11 protein-coding genes are annotated in these 16121 nt (G+C 46.5%); 5 read left to right on the forward strand and 6 right to left on the reverse strand.

All coding sequences use genetic code 11. The features are described 5' to 3' along the window. Positions 1-28 precede the first annotated feature (28 nt). Complete coding sequence (locus ONT19_RS02825) at positions 29-2248, reverse strand: RelA/SpoT family protein (RefSeq protein ID WP_153093366.1); 2220 nt, start codon at positions 2246-2248, stop codon at positions 29-31. Positions 2249-2922: 674 nt separating this feature from the next. Between ONT19_RS02825 and ONT19_RS02830 the strand changes: the two genes are divergently transcribed. Beyond that, positions 2923-4500 carry a DUF4301 family protein gene (locus tag ONT19_RS02830; RefSeq protein ID WP_118151869.1) on the forward strand — a complete coding sequence of 526 codons (1578 nt, stop codon included), beginning with the start codon at positions 2923-2925 and terminating at the stop codon, positions 4498-4500. A 668-nt stretch (positions 4501-5168) separates the two neighbouring features. Here the strand turns inward: ONT19_RS02830 and ONT19_RS02835 are convergent. Further along, the gene (locus ONT19_RS02835; RefSeq protein WP_117586279.1) at positions 5169-6200 is read right to left on the reverse strand and encodes an asparaginase; all 1032 of its coding nucleotides are present in this window, start codon (positions 6198-6200) and stop codon (positions 5169-5171) included. A 285-nt stretch (positions 6201-6485) separates the two neighbouring features. Between ONT19_RS02835 and thrS the strand changes: the two genes are divergently transcribed. The 4 genes from thrS (at position 6486) to rplT (ending at position 9928) form a co-directional block, all read left to right on the forward strand. Then, positions 6486-8438, forward strand: coding sequence for a threonine--tRNA ligase (gene thrS, locus ONT19_RS02840; protein ID WP_264952341.1), 1953 nt, complete (start codon positions 6486-6488; stop codon positions 8436-8438). Positions 8439-8582: 144 nt separating this feature from the next. Next, positions 8583-9269 carry a translation initiation factor IF-3 gene (infC, locus tag ONT19_RS02845; protein WP_117692814.1) on the forward strand — a complete coding sequence of 229 codons (687 nt, stop codon included), beginning with the start codon at positions 8583-8585 and terminating at the stop codon, positions 9267-9269. Positions 9270-9346: 77 nt separating this feature from the next. After that, a complete protein-coding gene (rpmI, locus tag ONT19_RS02850; RefSeq protein WP_006846865.1) occupies positions 9347-9544 on the forward strand; it encodes a 50S ribosomal protein L35 in 198 nt (65 codons plus the stop codon). Positions 9545-9583: 39 nt separating this feature from the next. Continuing rightward, positions 9584-9928, forward strand: a complete 345-nt coding sequence (rplT, locus tag ONT19_RS02855) for a 50S ribosomal protein L20 (RefSeq protein WP_006846863.1) — start codon at positions 9584-9586, stop codon at positions 9926-9928. A 220-nt stretch (positions 9929-10148) separates the two neighbouring features. Here the strand turns inward: rplT and ONT19_RS02860 are convergent, their stop codons facing one another. The 4 genes from ONT19_RS02860 to rpsA all read right to left on the reverse strand — a co-directional run bounded on the left by ONT19_RS02860 (position 10149) and on the right by rpsA (position 15978). Continuing rightward, positions 10149-11738 carry a calycin-like domain-containing protein gene (locus ONT19_RS02860; protein WP_264952340.1) on the reverse strand — a complete coding sequence of 530 codons (1590 nt, stop codon included), beginning with the start codon at positions 11736-11738 and terminating at the stop codon, positions 10149-10151. Between the two features lie 84 nt (positions 11739-11822). Then, positions 11823-12587 carry a porin family protein gene (locus tag ONT19_RS02865; RefSeq protein WP_117726964.1) on the reverse strand — a complete coding sequence of 255 codons (765 nt, stop codon included), beginning with the start codon at positions 12585-12587 and terminating at the stop codon, positions 11823-11825. An 81-nt stretch (positions 12588-12668) separates the two neighbouring features. Further along, complete coding sequence (locus ONT19_RS02870; RefSeq protein WP_264952339.1) at positions 12669-13829, reverse strand: PCMD domain-containing protein; 1161 nt, start codon at positions 13827-13829, stop codon at positions 12669-12671. 364 nt (positions 13830-14193) lie between these two features. Then, positions 14194-15978 (reverse strand): 30S ribosomal protein S1, encoded by a 1785-nt coding sequence (rpsA, locus tag ONT19_RS02875; protein WP_117586285.1) that lies wholly within the window; start codon positions 15976-15978, stop codon positions 14194-14196. Positions 15979-16121 lie beyond the last annotated feature (143 nt).

Below are 16121 nucleotides of genomic sequence, written 5' to 3' on the forward strand. Positions count from 1 at the left end.
TTTTTTTCTGTATTTCTGTATTCCGGTTTTATATTCTCGTTACCTGCTTAACGCCCTTCACGGCGCTCAGTTTCTTGATGAGTGCATCAGTTTTGCCGGCATCATCAATCATTACGGTAACATTGCCTGAGAAGAGACCATCTTTGGAAGAGATGTTGATGCCTCGCATGATGAGTTTATCTTCCTTGGAAATAATGTTGGTGATGTTGCTCACGATACCGATATCGTCGTTTCCGATGATGCGGAGCGTGATGGCATACTTGGATGTTCCCTTGCCGCTCCATTTCGCCTTCACGATGCGGTAACCGAAACGGCGGCGTAGTTCCTTGGCGTTAGGACAATCCATGCGATGTACCTTGATACCCTTGCTGATGGTAACGAATCCGAAGATTGGGTCGCCGTAGATAGGGTGGCAGCAATGAGCCAGTTCGAAATCGATGCCCTTGAGGTGCTCATCGATAACCAGCACATCGTCGCTCTGCTTCATCAGTTCCTCGGTAGGATTCTCAAACTCGAAATTCTCTGCACTTTCTGCAGGCTTGTTGGTATTGGCGAGGTTCAGGTCGTGATCGCGCTCCTCTATGTATCTCTCGATGATGCTGTTCACGTCGATTTTCTCCTCGGCTACATCCTTATAGAAGTCTGAGTTCTCCTTATATCCCATTTTCTTGATGATGCGCGCCATAATGCTCTCATCAATATCCAGTTTCCTGTTCTTGAATCGGCGCTCCAGAAGTTCCTTGGCATAGAGGCCGTCCTTCTTCTGGGTTTCCTTCAGCGCTAGACGAATCTTGGCCTTAGCCTTGGATGTCTGCACGATGTTGAGCCATTCGCGGCGTGGCTTCTGGTTGCTCTGTGTGAGGATTTCTACCTGATCTCCCGAATGTAGTTCCTGTCGGAAGGTGACGGCTCTTCCGTTAATCTTTCCGCCCACACAGGTATTGCCGATGCGGGAGTGGATATAGTAGGCAAAGTCGAGTACCGTGGCTCCCTTCTGGAAGTTCAGCAGGTCGCCCTTTGGAGTGAACACGTATACTTCGTCTTCCTTCAGGTCGGTGGTAAACTGGTCCATCAGCTGCAGATCATCGTTGCTTTCCAGGGCAGCACGGATATTGGCAAGCCATTCGTCAATACCGCCTTCTCCCTGCTTGATACCCTTGTAGCGCCAGTGGGCAGCAAGTCCGTGCTCTGCAATATCGTCCATGCGTTCGGTTCTGATCTGTACCTCTACCCATTTGTTTTCAGGACCCAGTACGGTGGTATGCAGACTTTCATAACCGTTGCTCTTAGGCACGCTGAGCCAGTCGCGCATACGCTTTGGGTTTGGCTGATACATGTCGGTGATGAGGGCAAAGGTCTGCCAGCACTGCATATACTCTTTCTCTCTTGGTGCATCGAGGATAATACGGATGGCAAAGAGATCGTATACACCCTCGAAGGCGCACTTCTGCTTTTTCATCTTCTGCCAGATGGAGTGGATACTCTTGGTGCGGCCTTTCATGTGATATTTCAGACCGGCAGCATCGAGCTTTTCCTGGATTGGCTGGATGAAGCGGGCGATATAGGCATCGCGCGAAGCCTTGGTGGCGTTCAGCTTGTCCTTTATCATATAGTAGGCATCGTGCTCTAGATACTTCAGACTGAGGTCTTCCAGTTCGCTCTTCAGTTTGTAGAGTCCCAGTTTGTGGGCGAGTGGGGCATAGAGGTAGCTTGCCTCTTCGCTTACTTCATGCTTTGCCTCTTCCTGTTTGGTATCGCGTATCTGTCTCATCACATTCACGCGGTCGGCAATCATGATGAGGATGACGCGCATATCCTCAGAGAATGAGATAAGCAGATTTCTGAAGTTCTCGCTCTCTATGATAGGGTTGCGCTTATATAAATCGTGGATGCGAAGCAGACCACTGATAATGTGGGCTACGCTATCTCCGTATTTCTTCTGTATCTCTTCGATGGTCTGATAGCCATCGATGACGCTGGTCTGCATCAGGATGGCGATGATGCCATCTCGTTTCAGACCTATCTCGTTTACTGCGATTTCTGCGGTTTGCAGGGCAGCGAGTATTGGGTTCATTCCGAAGACATTGCGCTTAATCTGATGGTTGATGAAGGCATGCTGTATGTCTTCACGCAGATGCTGCTCATCGCCTGGCTTGAATGTATCGCCCACGGCGGTTCTCAGGCGCTCCAGTATCTGGAGTGTCTGCTCTTTTTCTTCGGATGTGAATTTAAAAGGTGTTTCGTTCATTGTCGTTCCCTCCTGCTGATGATATATTATTGAGTTGTTATAACTCGTCTATCCATTTCTGACCAGATTTGGTGTAGCTCCAAATGGCTAAACTCATACCAATAACAGCTCCTATACACATTACTAAAGCAAATCCTTCCATAATACTTATATTATATGTTATAAACTGTCTATCCACTTCTGACCTGATTTTGTGTTGAGCCAGATGGCAAAGCTGCTGCTAATAATTAGCCCCAGCGAAAAAATAAACATTAATCCATCCATAATAATATTATTTATCGTTATACTTCATAATTCTATTAGCGCAATATGCAATGATAATTGCAGATAGCGTTCCAATGAACAAACAAAGTAAATTGTATATGTTCAATTCTTGGTTTGTTACTAATGGCGATAAACCGCCAATTCCTACACCACTTAAAAATAATGTAGATACCCCATAGAGGTAATGTGATAGCCCCGACCTTCTGTCGTGCTCTTTTGATAATTTACTAACCATGTCGCAATATTCTATTTTAAATTTGACAAACAATGGCGATTCGGCGTTAAAAAACGCCTACTTCGTTAAATTTTCAATGCAAAGGTACAAAAAAAAGCGGAAATATTTCTGATTATCAGAAAAAACTATTATCTTTGTAGCACATATAGTGTAAATTTAACATAAATATGGTATTATGAATCAGCAAGATCTAAACCAAATCTCTGCTCGCGGTATCTCCGAGCAGCAGATTGAACACCAGTTGGAACAAATCAAGAATGGCTTCCCATTCCTCAAACTCGAGGGTGCGGCTGCCATCGGTAAGGGTATCATGGCTCCTACAACTCAGGAAGTAGAGGACTACGAGAAGGCGTGGAACGACTACAAGGCTGAGGGTCACAAGATTGTGAAGTTCGTACCTGCTTCAGGTGCGGCAAGCCGCATGTTCAAGAACATGTTTGCATTCCTCGATGCTCCATACGATGTTCCTACTACTGACTTCGAAAAACAATTCTTCGAGAATATCAAGAAGTTTGCTTTCCGCAAGGCACTCTGTGATAAGTGCCATGTAAACAACGAGAAGGGTATCATGTGCCTTATCAAGAATGGCGATTACAAGGCTGTTGTGGCTAATCTCCTCAAGCCAGAGGGATTGAACTACGGACAGTTGCCTAAGGGATTGCTCCAGTTCCACGAGTATGAGGACGAGGTTCGCACTCCAATGGAGGAGCACCTGGTTGAGGCTGCGCTCTATGCAAGCAGCAACGGCGAGGCAAACGTTCATTTCACCGTTTCTCACGACCACCTGGAACTCTTCAAGCAGATGGTAGCCGAGAAGGTAGATAAGTATGCACAGCGTTACGGCATCAAGTATAACATCTCATTCTCAGAGCAAAAGCCTAGCACCGATACCATCGCTGCCAATCCAGACAATACTCCTTTCCGTAACGAGGATGGCTCTTTGCTGTTCCGTCCGGGCGGTCATGGCGCACTCATCGAGAACCTCAACGAGATTGATGCTGATGTGGTATTCATCAAGAATATTGACAATGTGGTTCCTGATCGCCTGAAGGCTGAGACTGTTACCTGGAAGCAGGTGATTGCAGGTGTATTGGTTACTCTGCAGAAGCAGGCTTTCAATTATCTGAAGGTTTTAGATTCCGGTCAGTACAACCATGAGAAGCTGGAGGAGATTATCCGCTTCGTTCAGCGCGACCTCTGCTGCCGCAAGGCTGATATCAAGGAGCTGGAGGATGCCGAACTGGTTATCTATCTGCGTAAGAAGTTGAACCGTCCTATGCGTGTCTGCGGTGTTGTTAAGAACGTAGGCGAGCCTGGTGGTGGTCCATTCCTTACTTATAACCAGGATGGTACCGTAAGTCTTCAGATTTTGGAGAGCTCTCAGATTGACAAGAATAACGAGGAGTATATGAAGATGTTTACCGAGGGTACTCACTTCAATCCAGTAGACCTCGTCTGTGCTACCAAGGATTACCAGGGCAATGCCTTCGATCTTCCTAAGTTCGTTGATCCATCTACCGGTTTCATCTCTAGCAAGAGTAAGAATGGTAAGGATTTGAAGGCACTCGAGTTGCCAGGTCTCTGGAATGGTGCGATGAGTGACTGGAATACAGTATTCGTAGAGGTTCCTCTCGGTACATTCAACCCAGTGAAGACCGTGAACGATCTGCTCCGCGACCAGCATCAGGCTGTAGAGGGCGGCATCAAGCACGAGCATCATCACGGAGAGGGCGGCTGCTGTGGTAAGCACTAATAATTCCGTATATCTCGATGGTAAGATATAAACACAATAAAGGCTCAGTTCCCGATTTTATTCGAGGATTGAGCCTTTATCATTGAGCTAATAATGTGTCTGCTAAAAATTATAAGATGTTTTGAATCAAATAAAAATAGCCTTTTGCTTCTGTTCTGCTAAAGGAAAACTATCTGATACAAAGGATAGGAATCCTTAGCAGGAAGTTCTTAGTTGTACCAAATTTCTCCGCCTAATACTGTTGGATACTCTTCAGCTGTTGTTCTTTCTACAGGAGCCGCAATTTCTACGAACTCACCATACTCCTTTACCTTGTTAATGTTCATAATTTGTAGGTTTTGTTGATTTATTAATTTATATTACGGATTGGTATCTAATAAGGATACTGATCTTTTACTTTTTTCTACGCTGCAAAGTTACACAAAAAATGATATGCAACAAGTTTTTTTGCTAAAAATCTGTCGATATTTAACCTTCTTTAAAAGTTTTCTGCATATTTCCTGCAATACTATTCTGTTTTAGTAGAATATTTTTGTTTGTTTTCGCTAAATACCTCATAATGAGCAAGTAAATGACAGTTTGCCAATCTGTAGTTTAATCGTGTACACTATCGCAAGTTTGTCATTTACTTTATTGCTTCATTATATGGATGAAGATTTCACCTTATACTATATAGAGATTTCGCCCGCCAGAGATTCTGTCAGTTTTTCTCTTACCTTTTTGTTATCTGCATATCTTCCCTGCAGATACATCATCTTGGTGACCATAGCCTCTACCGTAGAATCGTATCCGCTTATCACATGAGCTGCTTTCAACTGGAAGCCGGCTCCGTAGCGTTCCATCTCTACACTGCCCGTAAGACATTGGCTGATATTCACGATGTTTACTCCGCGATGGGCAGCCTGATCCAGAAGACGCATGATCCATGGCGTGTGAGGAGCATTGCCTGAACCGAAAGTACGCATCACGATGCCGCGGAGGTCTGGTGATTCCATCACGTGGCGCACAATGTTATCCTGGATACCCGGGAAGAGACTGAACACGATGACGTTCGGATCGAGCTTCAGGTGTGGAACCATTGGCTTTCTGTAATCCGGCGTAAGAATGTGATGGTCGTGATATTGGAAATTGATTCCTACATCGCAGAGGTGAGGGTAGTTGAATGATTCGAAAGCATGAAATCCCTCGGCATTGATCTTGATGGCACGGTTACCGCGAATCAGCTTGCCGTTGAAAAAGATGCATACCTCGGGCACCATAGGGCGTCCTTCAGCATTCTTGGCAGAAGCAATCTCTATGGCTGTCATCAGATTCTCCTTGCCGTCGGTTCGCAATTCACCGATAGGCAGCTGGCTACCTGTCAATATTACAGGCTTGGTCAGATTCTCAAGCATGAAGGACAAGGCAGATGAAGTGTAAGCCATTGTGTCAGTGCCATGAAGGATTACGAATCCGTCATAGTCGTTGTAGTTGTTGGATATCATGCTTACGATTTCTGCCCAGCGCATTGGATCCATGTCGCTGGAATCGATAGGTGGGTCGAATTTTCGCACATCGATTTCTGCCTGAATGAGCTTGAATTCGGGCATGGAAGAAACGAGGTGATTGAAATCAAGAGGTTCCAGTACACCTGTCATCGGGTCCTTTCCCATACCGATGGTACCACCGGTATAGATGATGAGAATCTTTGGTTTTGCCATTTTCTATGTTTCTTTACATTTTGTCACGTTATCGGATGCAAAGATAATGAAAATATTTGTTTCTCCAAAACTTATTGGCTAAAAATGTATCTGAATTTTACAAAGTGTTACGAAATATTGGTAGAAAAGCAGATGAAAACTTCAATATCTCAGCATTTTCGGTCTTAAAAGCCCTTAATATAAAGAGGTGTTAGCAAAGTTTAGCAAAATAAATGCATTTTTATTCGCTTGTTACAAAAAGAAATCGTACTTTTGCAGACGATTTAATAAAAATACTAAGTTGTTATGGTAAAAATCACATTCCCAGACGGATCTGTTCGTGAGTATGAACAGGGCGTAACTGGCTTACAAATCGCCGAGAGCATCTCACCGGCTCTCGCTCGCAACGTTGTATCTTGCGGTGTTAATGGTGAGACAGTAGAGTTGAACCGTCCTATCGATGAGGATGCAAATGTAGAACTCTACAAGTTTGAGGATGAGCAGGGTAAGCACACATTCTGGCATACATCTGCCCACTTGTTGGCTGAGGCTCTTCAGGAGCTTTACCCAGGCATCCAGTTCGGTTTCGGTCCAGCCGTAGAGAGTGGTTTCTTCTACGACGTGATGCCAGCCGAGGGTCAGGTGATCTCAGAGAATGATTTCGCCAAGATTGAGGCTAAGATGATGGAACTTGCCAAAAAGAACGAACCTGTGGTTCGCAAGGAGGTGGCTAAGGCTGATGCTCTCGCTGAGTTCAAGGCTGACGGTCAGACTTACAAGTGCGAGCATATTGAGCAGGACTTGGAGGATGGTACCATCACCACATATACCCAGGGCAATTTCACCGACCTCTGTCGTGGTCCTCACTTGATGAACACTGGCCTTATCAAGGCTGTGAAGATTACAAGTGTGGCTGGTGCATTCTGGCGTGGTGATGCCAAGCGCGAGCAGATGACCCGTATCTACGGTATCAGCTTCCCTAAGAAGAAGATGCTCGATGAGTACTTGGTAATTCTCGAAGAGGCTAAGAAGCGTGACCACCGTAAGATCGGTAAGGAGATGGAACTCTTCATGTTCTCAGAGCGTGTAGGTAAGGGTCTTCCTATCTGGTTGCCAAAGGGTACACAGCTCCGCCTGCGTCTGCAGGAGTTGCTTCGTTCTCTCCTGAAGCCTTACAACTATCAGGAGGTTATCTGCCCAGGTATCGGTGGCAAGAGTCTCTATGTAACATCTGGTCACTATGCTCACTATGGCAAGGATGCATTCCAGCCTATCCAGACACCGGAGGAGGATGAGGAGTATATGCTCAAGCCAATGAACTGTCCTCACCACTGCGAGGTCTACGCTCGCAAGCCTCGTTCTTACAAGGATCTTCCTTTGCGTATTGCAGAGTTCGGTACCGTGTTCCGCTATGAGAAGAGCGGTGAGCTCCATGGTTTGACTCGTGTTCGTACATTTACACAGGATGATGCCCACATTTTCGTTCGTCCAGAGCAGGTAAAGGCTGAGTTCGAGAATGTAATCGACGTAATCCTGAAAGTATTCAAGATCTTCGGTTTTGAGAACTACGAGGCACAGATTTCTCTCCGCGATCCTAAGGATACAGAAAAGTATATCGGTTCTGATGAGATTTGGGAAGAGAGCGAGAACGCTATCCGCGAGGCTTGCAAGGAGAAGGGCCTTGAGACACGCGAGGAGGTTGGCGAGGCTGCCTTCTATGGTCCTAAGCTCGACTTCATGGTAAAGGATGCCATCGGTCGTCGTTGGCAGTTGGGTACCATCCAGGTGGACTACAACTTGCCAGAGCGTTTCAAGTTGGAGTATACAGCCGAGGATAACTCTAAGAAGACTCCTGTGATGATTCACCGTGCACCATTCGGTTCATTGGAGCGATTCACAGCCGTTCTCATCGAGCATACCGCCGGTCACTTCCCATTGTGGTTGACTCCAGATCAGGTTGCAATTCTTCCTATCTCTGAGAAGTTCAACGATTATGCCCAGAAGGTACGTCAGTACTTTGACAAGCAGGGTGTACGTGCTTTGGTTGATGACCGTAACGAGAAGATTGGCCGCAAGATTCGCGACAACGAGTTGAAGCGTGTTCCTTACATGGTCATCGTTGGTGAGAAGGAGAGTGCCGAGGGCTTGGTATCTATGCGTAAGCAGGGTGGTGGCGAACAGGCTACCATGAGCATGGAAGAGTTCGCTCAGCGCATCAATGCCGAGGTTGCAGAGCAATTGAAGGCCGCTGAAGAGTAAAAATAAGATATAAATCCGCAGGTTTCTTTGGAAATCTGCGGATTTTTTTAAAATAACCCACTGAAAATTTGGTAGTTTCACAAAATAATCGTAACTTTGCAGCCGTTTAATCAAAAAGACAAAAAAGAATATATCGAATAGTTAATGAAAAATGACAAAATGAAAAATCAGTACCGCGTAAACGAACAGATTCGTGCACGCGACGTGAGAGTAGTGAGTGATGGTGGAGCAGAAGTGATGCCAGCACGTAAGGCGTTGGAGTTGGCTCGTCAGCAAGAGCTTGACTTAGTCGAGATATCTCCTAATGCGCAACCACCCGTTTGCCGTATAGTTGACTATTCTAAATTCCTTTACCAGCAGAAGAAACATGCAAAGGAAATGAAGCAGAAGCAGGTAAAGGTGGAGACCAAGGAAATCCGTTTCGGACCTCAGACCGATGAGCACGACTATCAGTTCAAGCTCAAGCACGCTATGGAGTTCCTCAACGAGGGTAACAAGGTTCGTGCATACGTTTTCTTCCGTGGTCGCTCAATTCTCTTCAAGGAGCAGGGTGAGGTTCTTCTTCTCCGTTTCGCCAATGATTTGGAAGAGTACGGAAAGGTAGAGCAGATGCCAAAGCTCGAAGGTAAGAAGATGTTCCTCTACATGAGTCCTAAGAAGGCTGGTACTGCAAAGAAGAGCCAGCAGAAGATGGACCGTGAGAAGCGAGAGGCTGAAGCTAAGGCTGCTGCAGATGCAGAGCGCGCTGCTAATGCTGAGAAGAATGGCTTGCTCGCCAATGCTAAAGGCGGCGATGCCCTGAAGAAACTCGCAGAAGGAACAGAGGATTAAGAAAAAAAGATGCGTAACGCCCTGGTATATGCGTTGCCATCGCTATAATAAATAACAATTTAAAATTAAAAGTAAAAATGCCAAAAGTAAAGACTAATTCCGGCGCAAAGAAGAGATTCCGTTTCACCGGTACAGGTAAGATTAAGCGTCATCACGCTTTTCACAGTCACATCTTGACTAAGAAGACAAAGAAGCAGAAGAGAAATCTCCTTGGTGAGACTCTCGTAGACCGTTCAAACTTGAAGCAGGTTCGCGACTTGCTCTGCCTCCGTTAATTATTAACTTTTTAGTCGAACTTTTAAAGAAAAAAAATTATGCCAAGATCAGTAAATCACGTTGCATCAAAAGCAAAAAGAACAAGAATCTTGAAGCTCACTAAGGGTTACTATGGAGCTCGCAAGAATGTATGGACAGTAGCTAAGAACACTTGGGAGAAGGGTCTTACCTACGCTTATCGCGATCGTCGTAACAAGAAGCGCACATTCCGCGCATTGTGGATCCAGCGTATCAACGCTGCTGCTCGCCTCGATGGTATGAGCTACAGCCAGTTGATGGGTGCTCTTCACAAGGCTGGTATCGAGATCAACCGTAAGGTTCTCGCTGACCTCGCTGTAAACAACCCTGAGGCTTTCAAGGCTATCGTTGCAAAGGTGAAGTAAATCCGACGCTAGGCTCTTTTCTTTCGTGAATTTTTCTCGTAAGAAAGTGTTTAGCCTCTAGATTAAAGAAAACTGAAGATTGCATTGGGTGGAAGTATTTCCGCTGATGCAATCTTTTTTTTTGCCTGGAAAACAGGATGATAGCCCACAAGCCTTGTTGAACCAGCTATGAACAAAAAATCCCCAGCTATCATTCATTTGATGGCTGGGGATTTTTCATTTACTTCTTAATCATCTTCTTGGTTTCACCATTGGTGTACTTCACGATGTAAACCTGACCACTCTGCATGTCTGTAACCTGCTGACCTGCCATGTTGTAGATGGCCTTCACGCCGTTTGGCAGGGTGAGGGTCTCAACGTTCTTGATGCCAGTGGTATAGCCCTTGAGGGTGATGGTGCGGGTTACGCAATTCTTCAGGTCGTTGGAAGTAACGGTGAAGCTTACGAAGGTATCAAAACTATCAGCGGTAATCTTCTTGGTAACGTAGGCACCGGCACCGATAGCCTCCAATTGGAAGTTGTTGATATCCAAAGCCTTATTGTAGCCTTCAATCTCCAATCCACCAGCTTCATCAAACTTATTTGTAATGTCCTCACCATCCATGGTAACCTTCTTTATATCAGCATTGTAAACCATTTCTACATCGTCCACATACAATACGTCTGGGTTGGTCTCGCTCTTGCTGCCGCCGCTTGGCACAGCGCAGGTTGACATGGTAACCAGGGCAGCCTTAGGCATCTCATTCTTATTATCGTAGGTGAATGGGATGGTAATCTCCTGCCACTCGTCCTTGCTCTCGATAGAAGAGTTGTTGGCACGACCGATGATGTTGGCTGCATGCTTCTTGTCCTCTGGGTCCTGAGCATACTCGCCGTTGGTCAAGAGGGCGCTGATGGTAGCCTTAGGATTCTTGTTGCCGTCGCCAGCCTTGAACTTCACCCATACCTTCATGGAATCAGGTTTGTTGTTGAGCACTGCATAGAATGGATCGCCGTTGGCATCAACATCTGTTGAGCTGAAATCCAGGAATGAGCAGTTGTCCTTGCTTGATGCAGTCATGCTGCCAGCCTTCAAGCGGCCGGTGGTGATGGTACCGTTGGCAGAAGCCACAACCAATGTACCCACCTTCACTGGAGTTGAAACAATCTTTACACACTGCTTGTTGTCTTCTGCTGCGTTCTCGCGCACCTCAGAAGATGCATAGGTATGTACAGCTGCTGAAACCCTGCTTGCCATGCTGCCGGTAGAACTCATGAATGAGTGCCATCCGTTAGGCTCCTGACTCTTGGCGTCGTTGTAAGATGCCTCGTGGAATTTCTCGAAACCGGCGTTTGGCAACTGACCCATCTCATTGCAATTCTTGCCGAGTTTCACGCCGACAATCATGCCGCCAGCCAATGGAATATTGAGATAGGCGTTGAAATTGTCGCCCTTCAGTTCTCCCTTGAAGATGATGCTCACGTTGCCGAGACTTGGCCCCATCCATTCCTGTGCATTGCCTTCTGCATCTTTCTTGTCGCCAGCTGTAATCAGGATGTCCTTTGCTGCATTGAGCATGGTGACGTTGCCACACTTAGTTGCCTCTACGTCCTTGATAACGATGTTGCCCACTGGCATTATGCCGTTCATGTCAAAGTTGAGCAGACTCATGGTATATTTGCCTTCTCCCTGCTCATCTACGTTCACCTTTACGTCGCCCACTGGCATGTCCGTTCCCATCATGTTAACCACGAGAGGGCAGGTGTAGTCCTTTGCCATCATCGACATAGAGCAGAGTGCTGCTGCTACTAAAGTAAAAATTTTCTTCATAAGTTTTCCTTTCTTTTATTATGATATAATTGATTTTTCTCTCCTATACATTATTATATATAAGATATTCTGGAGCAGATTTCCTTATTTCAGCTGATAGCTCAGTCCGATGGTGCCGTAGATAGGATACATCGGTTGCTCTATCACGTGGAAATCTTTCTTGAATACCTCCGTCAAGCCCCAGGTAAGGCCCACGTAGGCACCCCAGCGCTTCGAGAAATACCAGTCGGCACCCACATCGATGCCAAACTGCCAGTTGCGCATATCGCTTGAGAAGTCGTATTCGCCACGCTCTCCGTCCTCATGGCCCAGCTCAATCTTAGGTCCCGTAGGGTCGCCCTGTCGCAGATAACCGTCGTAGGCATTGCCCTCAAACTTATGTGCGGTGACATAAGAGAAGTAAGGACCCAGCTTCAGGCGAAGCTTCTCGGTGACGTCGTAAGTGGCTTGTACTGGGATGGTTGCAAGGCTTTGGTCAACCTTAGTTATCACGTTGCCCGTGAACATGCCCTCCAGCTGCTCACCACCTTTCACCATAGTCATGTGGTAGTTCTTCACTCCCGCATCCGTCTTCATTCCCTTGCCTTCGAAGTGGAGACCGAACATCAGGCCCCACTTGTTGTCCAGGGGATAGTGGGCGTCGATGCCGAGCAGCAGGTTAGGGCGCAGCGAATAGCTGTGCAGGGTGCGGATGGTGGCAGGCATGCCGATAGGGGCAGTGCCACCCAGATTGTAGCCGATGCGCGCCTGGTAGGTGAAGTGGTGGAGCAGTTCTCCCAACTTCTCTCCCCGTGCCTGAAGGGCAAAGAGGGATAGGGCTGCGGCTGATATAATGAATGACTTTTTCATTGTCTTGTCTTCTTTTTTTTTGTAAATCTTCTCTATATCTTCTTGTTGAATCTTCTTTAAGAATCTTCCTGTTGAATCTTCTTATTCTTTTTCGCAGGTGATGCGGAATTTGTCAACCCACAGGGTGCTTCCGATGGCTCCCATGAACGAGGCGCCTTCTACGCTCGATGAACTGACGATGGCCATGCTGTAGCCCATGTTCTTCAGCTTCTGTGCATCCACCTCCTTCTTGTAGATGAAGTCGATGTCGAAGTGGGTCCACTCTGGTGTGTCGTCGATATCAGGCACGATGGCGAGTGCCACTACCTGTGGACTGGTCTGCACGTTGTCGCCATAGAGCACGACGCTGTTGCCCTCCTCGTCGTGGTTGTCGTAGAACACGGCATAGATGGTGCCGTAGTCTTTCTTGCCTTCCACCACCTTCTTCTGGCGGTTGGTGAACACATCGCCACGCTTGTATTTGTAGTAGCCGCTGAATCTGGTAGGCTTGAAACTTACCGGCACGCCAAACTGGGTAGCCTTCATGGCATCCTTCAGTGCCTGTGTGGCATCGAACTTACCGATAAAGAGGTTGCCGGCAGCAATAGGCATCTTGGCCATCGAACCGAAGCTTCCGGTGTCGCAGGTGGTGAGTTTCACGCAGGCGCCGTCGTAGCCTTCTTTCACGGGCACGGTAGGGTATTCATCCGGTTTTGCCGAACCCTTGCTCATGTTGAAGCCCGGGTTTCCGGTGGCCCAGTTGTTGGCGAGCGTACCATCATCGTTCTTGTCGCTCCATACATAATATCTGTGTATAGGCTTGTTTTCGTTGAGGAAGTAGTTTTCAAAATCGTACTTCATCTCTTCGTAGATGATGGGTGGGAAGGTGAATCTCACTTTATATTGGCGTTTCCAGCTGCCGTCTTCTGATGTTACGGTATAGATGACCGGACCGTTGGTGAAGTCCTGTTCTGAACCGTTGGCAGGTGATAGGGTAGCGCCAGGAGTGAGGTTGAACTTCGGAGCGAAGTGGCTGAGGTCGGTGCCACATTTCACGAGGAAGCTGATTTCCTGATCTGTTGACATCACGTTCTTGAGCGTATCAGTGGCGTTGAGGAAACAGTTTTCCCACTGTCCGTTGGTAGCAACGAAAGCCTGCTCGATGTCGCATTCGGCATTGAGCGGTTCTTCCTTAAAGCAGGAGGAGAGGGTAGTGATACAACTCATTGATAGAGCGGCTACTATAAATCTAGACTGTTTCATATCTTGAACTTTTATTCCTTTTGTAATCTGGAGAATCGCTTCTCTTTCTTTTCAGATAATTCTTGAGAGAATGATTTCTCTAGCTTATATAAATTATTGCTTTATCGGTTGCAAAGATAAACAGAAAACTTGAAACTACCAAATGTTTTTGTGTTTTTCGACATGTTTTGCTAGAAAAATGCCATGAATTAGCGGTTTTAGAACATGAATTAATGGAGTAGAGTTACTGGAGTTGGTAGGTATCACTTGATAGTTTTTTTTTAAAAACACATAATAAAAAAGGGGACTGAAATCTCATTACTGAAATTTCAGTCCCCTGAATGTTATTTAGCTAATGAATAGCAAAAGCCTGATCTGTTTAAGATTAAGCCTTGCCCTCCATCTGAGCCTTCAACTTAGCGAGTGCATCGATATCACCGAGTGATGTGCTAGCAGCAACGTTGTTGATCATAGCTGTCTCGTTGTTGTTCTTGCGACCGCCGTTTGCACGCTTGTGAGCTGGCTTAGCAACAGGCTCGTTACCCTCCTCGAATGTACGAGAGTGAGAGAGGATGATGCGCTTTGTCTCCTTAACGAACTCGATAACCTTGAAGTCGAGAGTCTCGCCCTTCTTAGCCATTGCGCCGTCCTCCTTAGTGAGGTGCTTAGGAGTAGCGAAACCTTCACCACCCTCAGCGAGAGCTACAACAGCACCCTTGTCCATCAACTCAGTGATAGTACCCTGGTGAACAGAACCTGGAGTGTAGATTGCCTCATACTCATCCCATGGGTTCTTCTCCAACTGCTTGTGGCCGAGGCTCAAGCGACGGTTCTCCTTATCGATTTCGAGAACTACTACATCGATAGAAGCGCCTACAGAAGTGAACTCAGATGGGTGCTTAACCTTCTTAGTCCAAGAGAGGTCAGAGATGTGGATCAAACCATCAACACCTTCCTCAAGCTCTACGAAGATACCGAAGTTAGTGAAGTTGCGAACCTTAGCTGTGTGCTTGCTGCCAACAGGATACTTAGCCTCGATAGCCTCCCATGGATCTTCCTTGAGCTGCTTGATACCAAGGCTCATCTTGCGCTCAGCGCGGTCGAGAGTCAGGATAACTGCCTCTACCTCGTCACCTACCTTCATGAAGTCCTGAGCAGAACGCAAGTGCTGGCTCCAAGACATCTCAGATACGTGGATCAAGCCCTCTACACCTGGAGCAATCTCAACGAATGCACCGTAGTCAGCCATAACCACTACCTTACCCTTAACGTGGTCACCTACCTTGAGGTTCTCATCGAGAGCATCCCATGGATGTGGAGTGAGCTGCTTCAAACCGAGAGCGATACGCTTCTTCTCCTCATCGAAGTCGAGGATAACAACGTTGATCTTCTGGTCGAGAGATACAACCTCGTGTGGATCGCTTACGCGGCCCCAAGAGAGGTCTGTGATGTGGATCAAACCGTCAACACCGCCGAGGTCAACGAATACACCGTAAGTAGTGATGTTCTTAACGGTACCCTCGAGGATCTGACCCTTCTCGAGCTTGCCGATGATCTCCTTACGCTGCTGCTCGAGCTCCTGCTCGATGAGAGCCTTGTGAGATACAACGACATTGCGGAACTCCTGGTTGATCTTTACAACCTTGAACTCCATTGTCTTGCCTACGAATACGTCGTAGTCGCGTATAGGGTGAACGTCGATCTGGCTTCCTGGCAAGAAAGCTTCGATACCGAAAACGTCAACGATCATACCGCCCTTAGTGCGGCACTTGATGTAACCCTGGATAACTTCCTCGTTCTCGAGAGCTGCATTAACACGCTCCCAAGACTTGCTGAGGCGAGCCTTCTTGTGAGAGAGTACCAACTGACCCTTTACGTCCTCCTGGTTCTCTACATAAACCTCAACCTTGTCGCCTACCTTGAGGTCTGGGTTGTAACGGAATTCAGAAGCAGGGATAATACCATCGCTCTTGTAACCGATGTTTACGATAACCTCTTTCTTGTCTACAGAGATTACTGTACCCTCTACAACCTGGTGTTCTGTTACCTTGTTAAGAGTTTCGTCATAGGCCTTCTCGAGGTCTGTTTTGCTGACGTTTGCGCTTGTGCCATTCTCAAACTCATCCCAATTGAAGTCGTCCAATGGCTTTACGTTCTTTAAATCTGACATAAAAAATAATTAAAAAATTAAAATTAATAAAGTTTGACTTTATGTGAATTGTATAAATCGGGCGCAAAATTACTCATTTTCTTTGAGTTACAGGCATTTACTCTTGACTTTCTTCTTTTTGTTAGTAATATTTAACTAAAATC

Origin of the sequence: Segatella copri, assembly GCF_026015625.1 — a bacterium.
Taxonomy (GTDB): domain Bacteria; phylum Bacteroidota; class Bacteroidia; order Bacteroidales; family Bacteroidaceae; genus Prevotella; species Prevotella copri_H.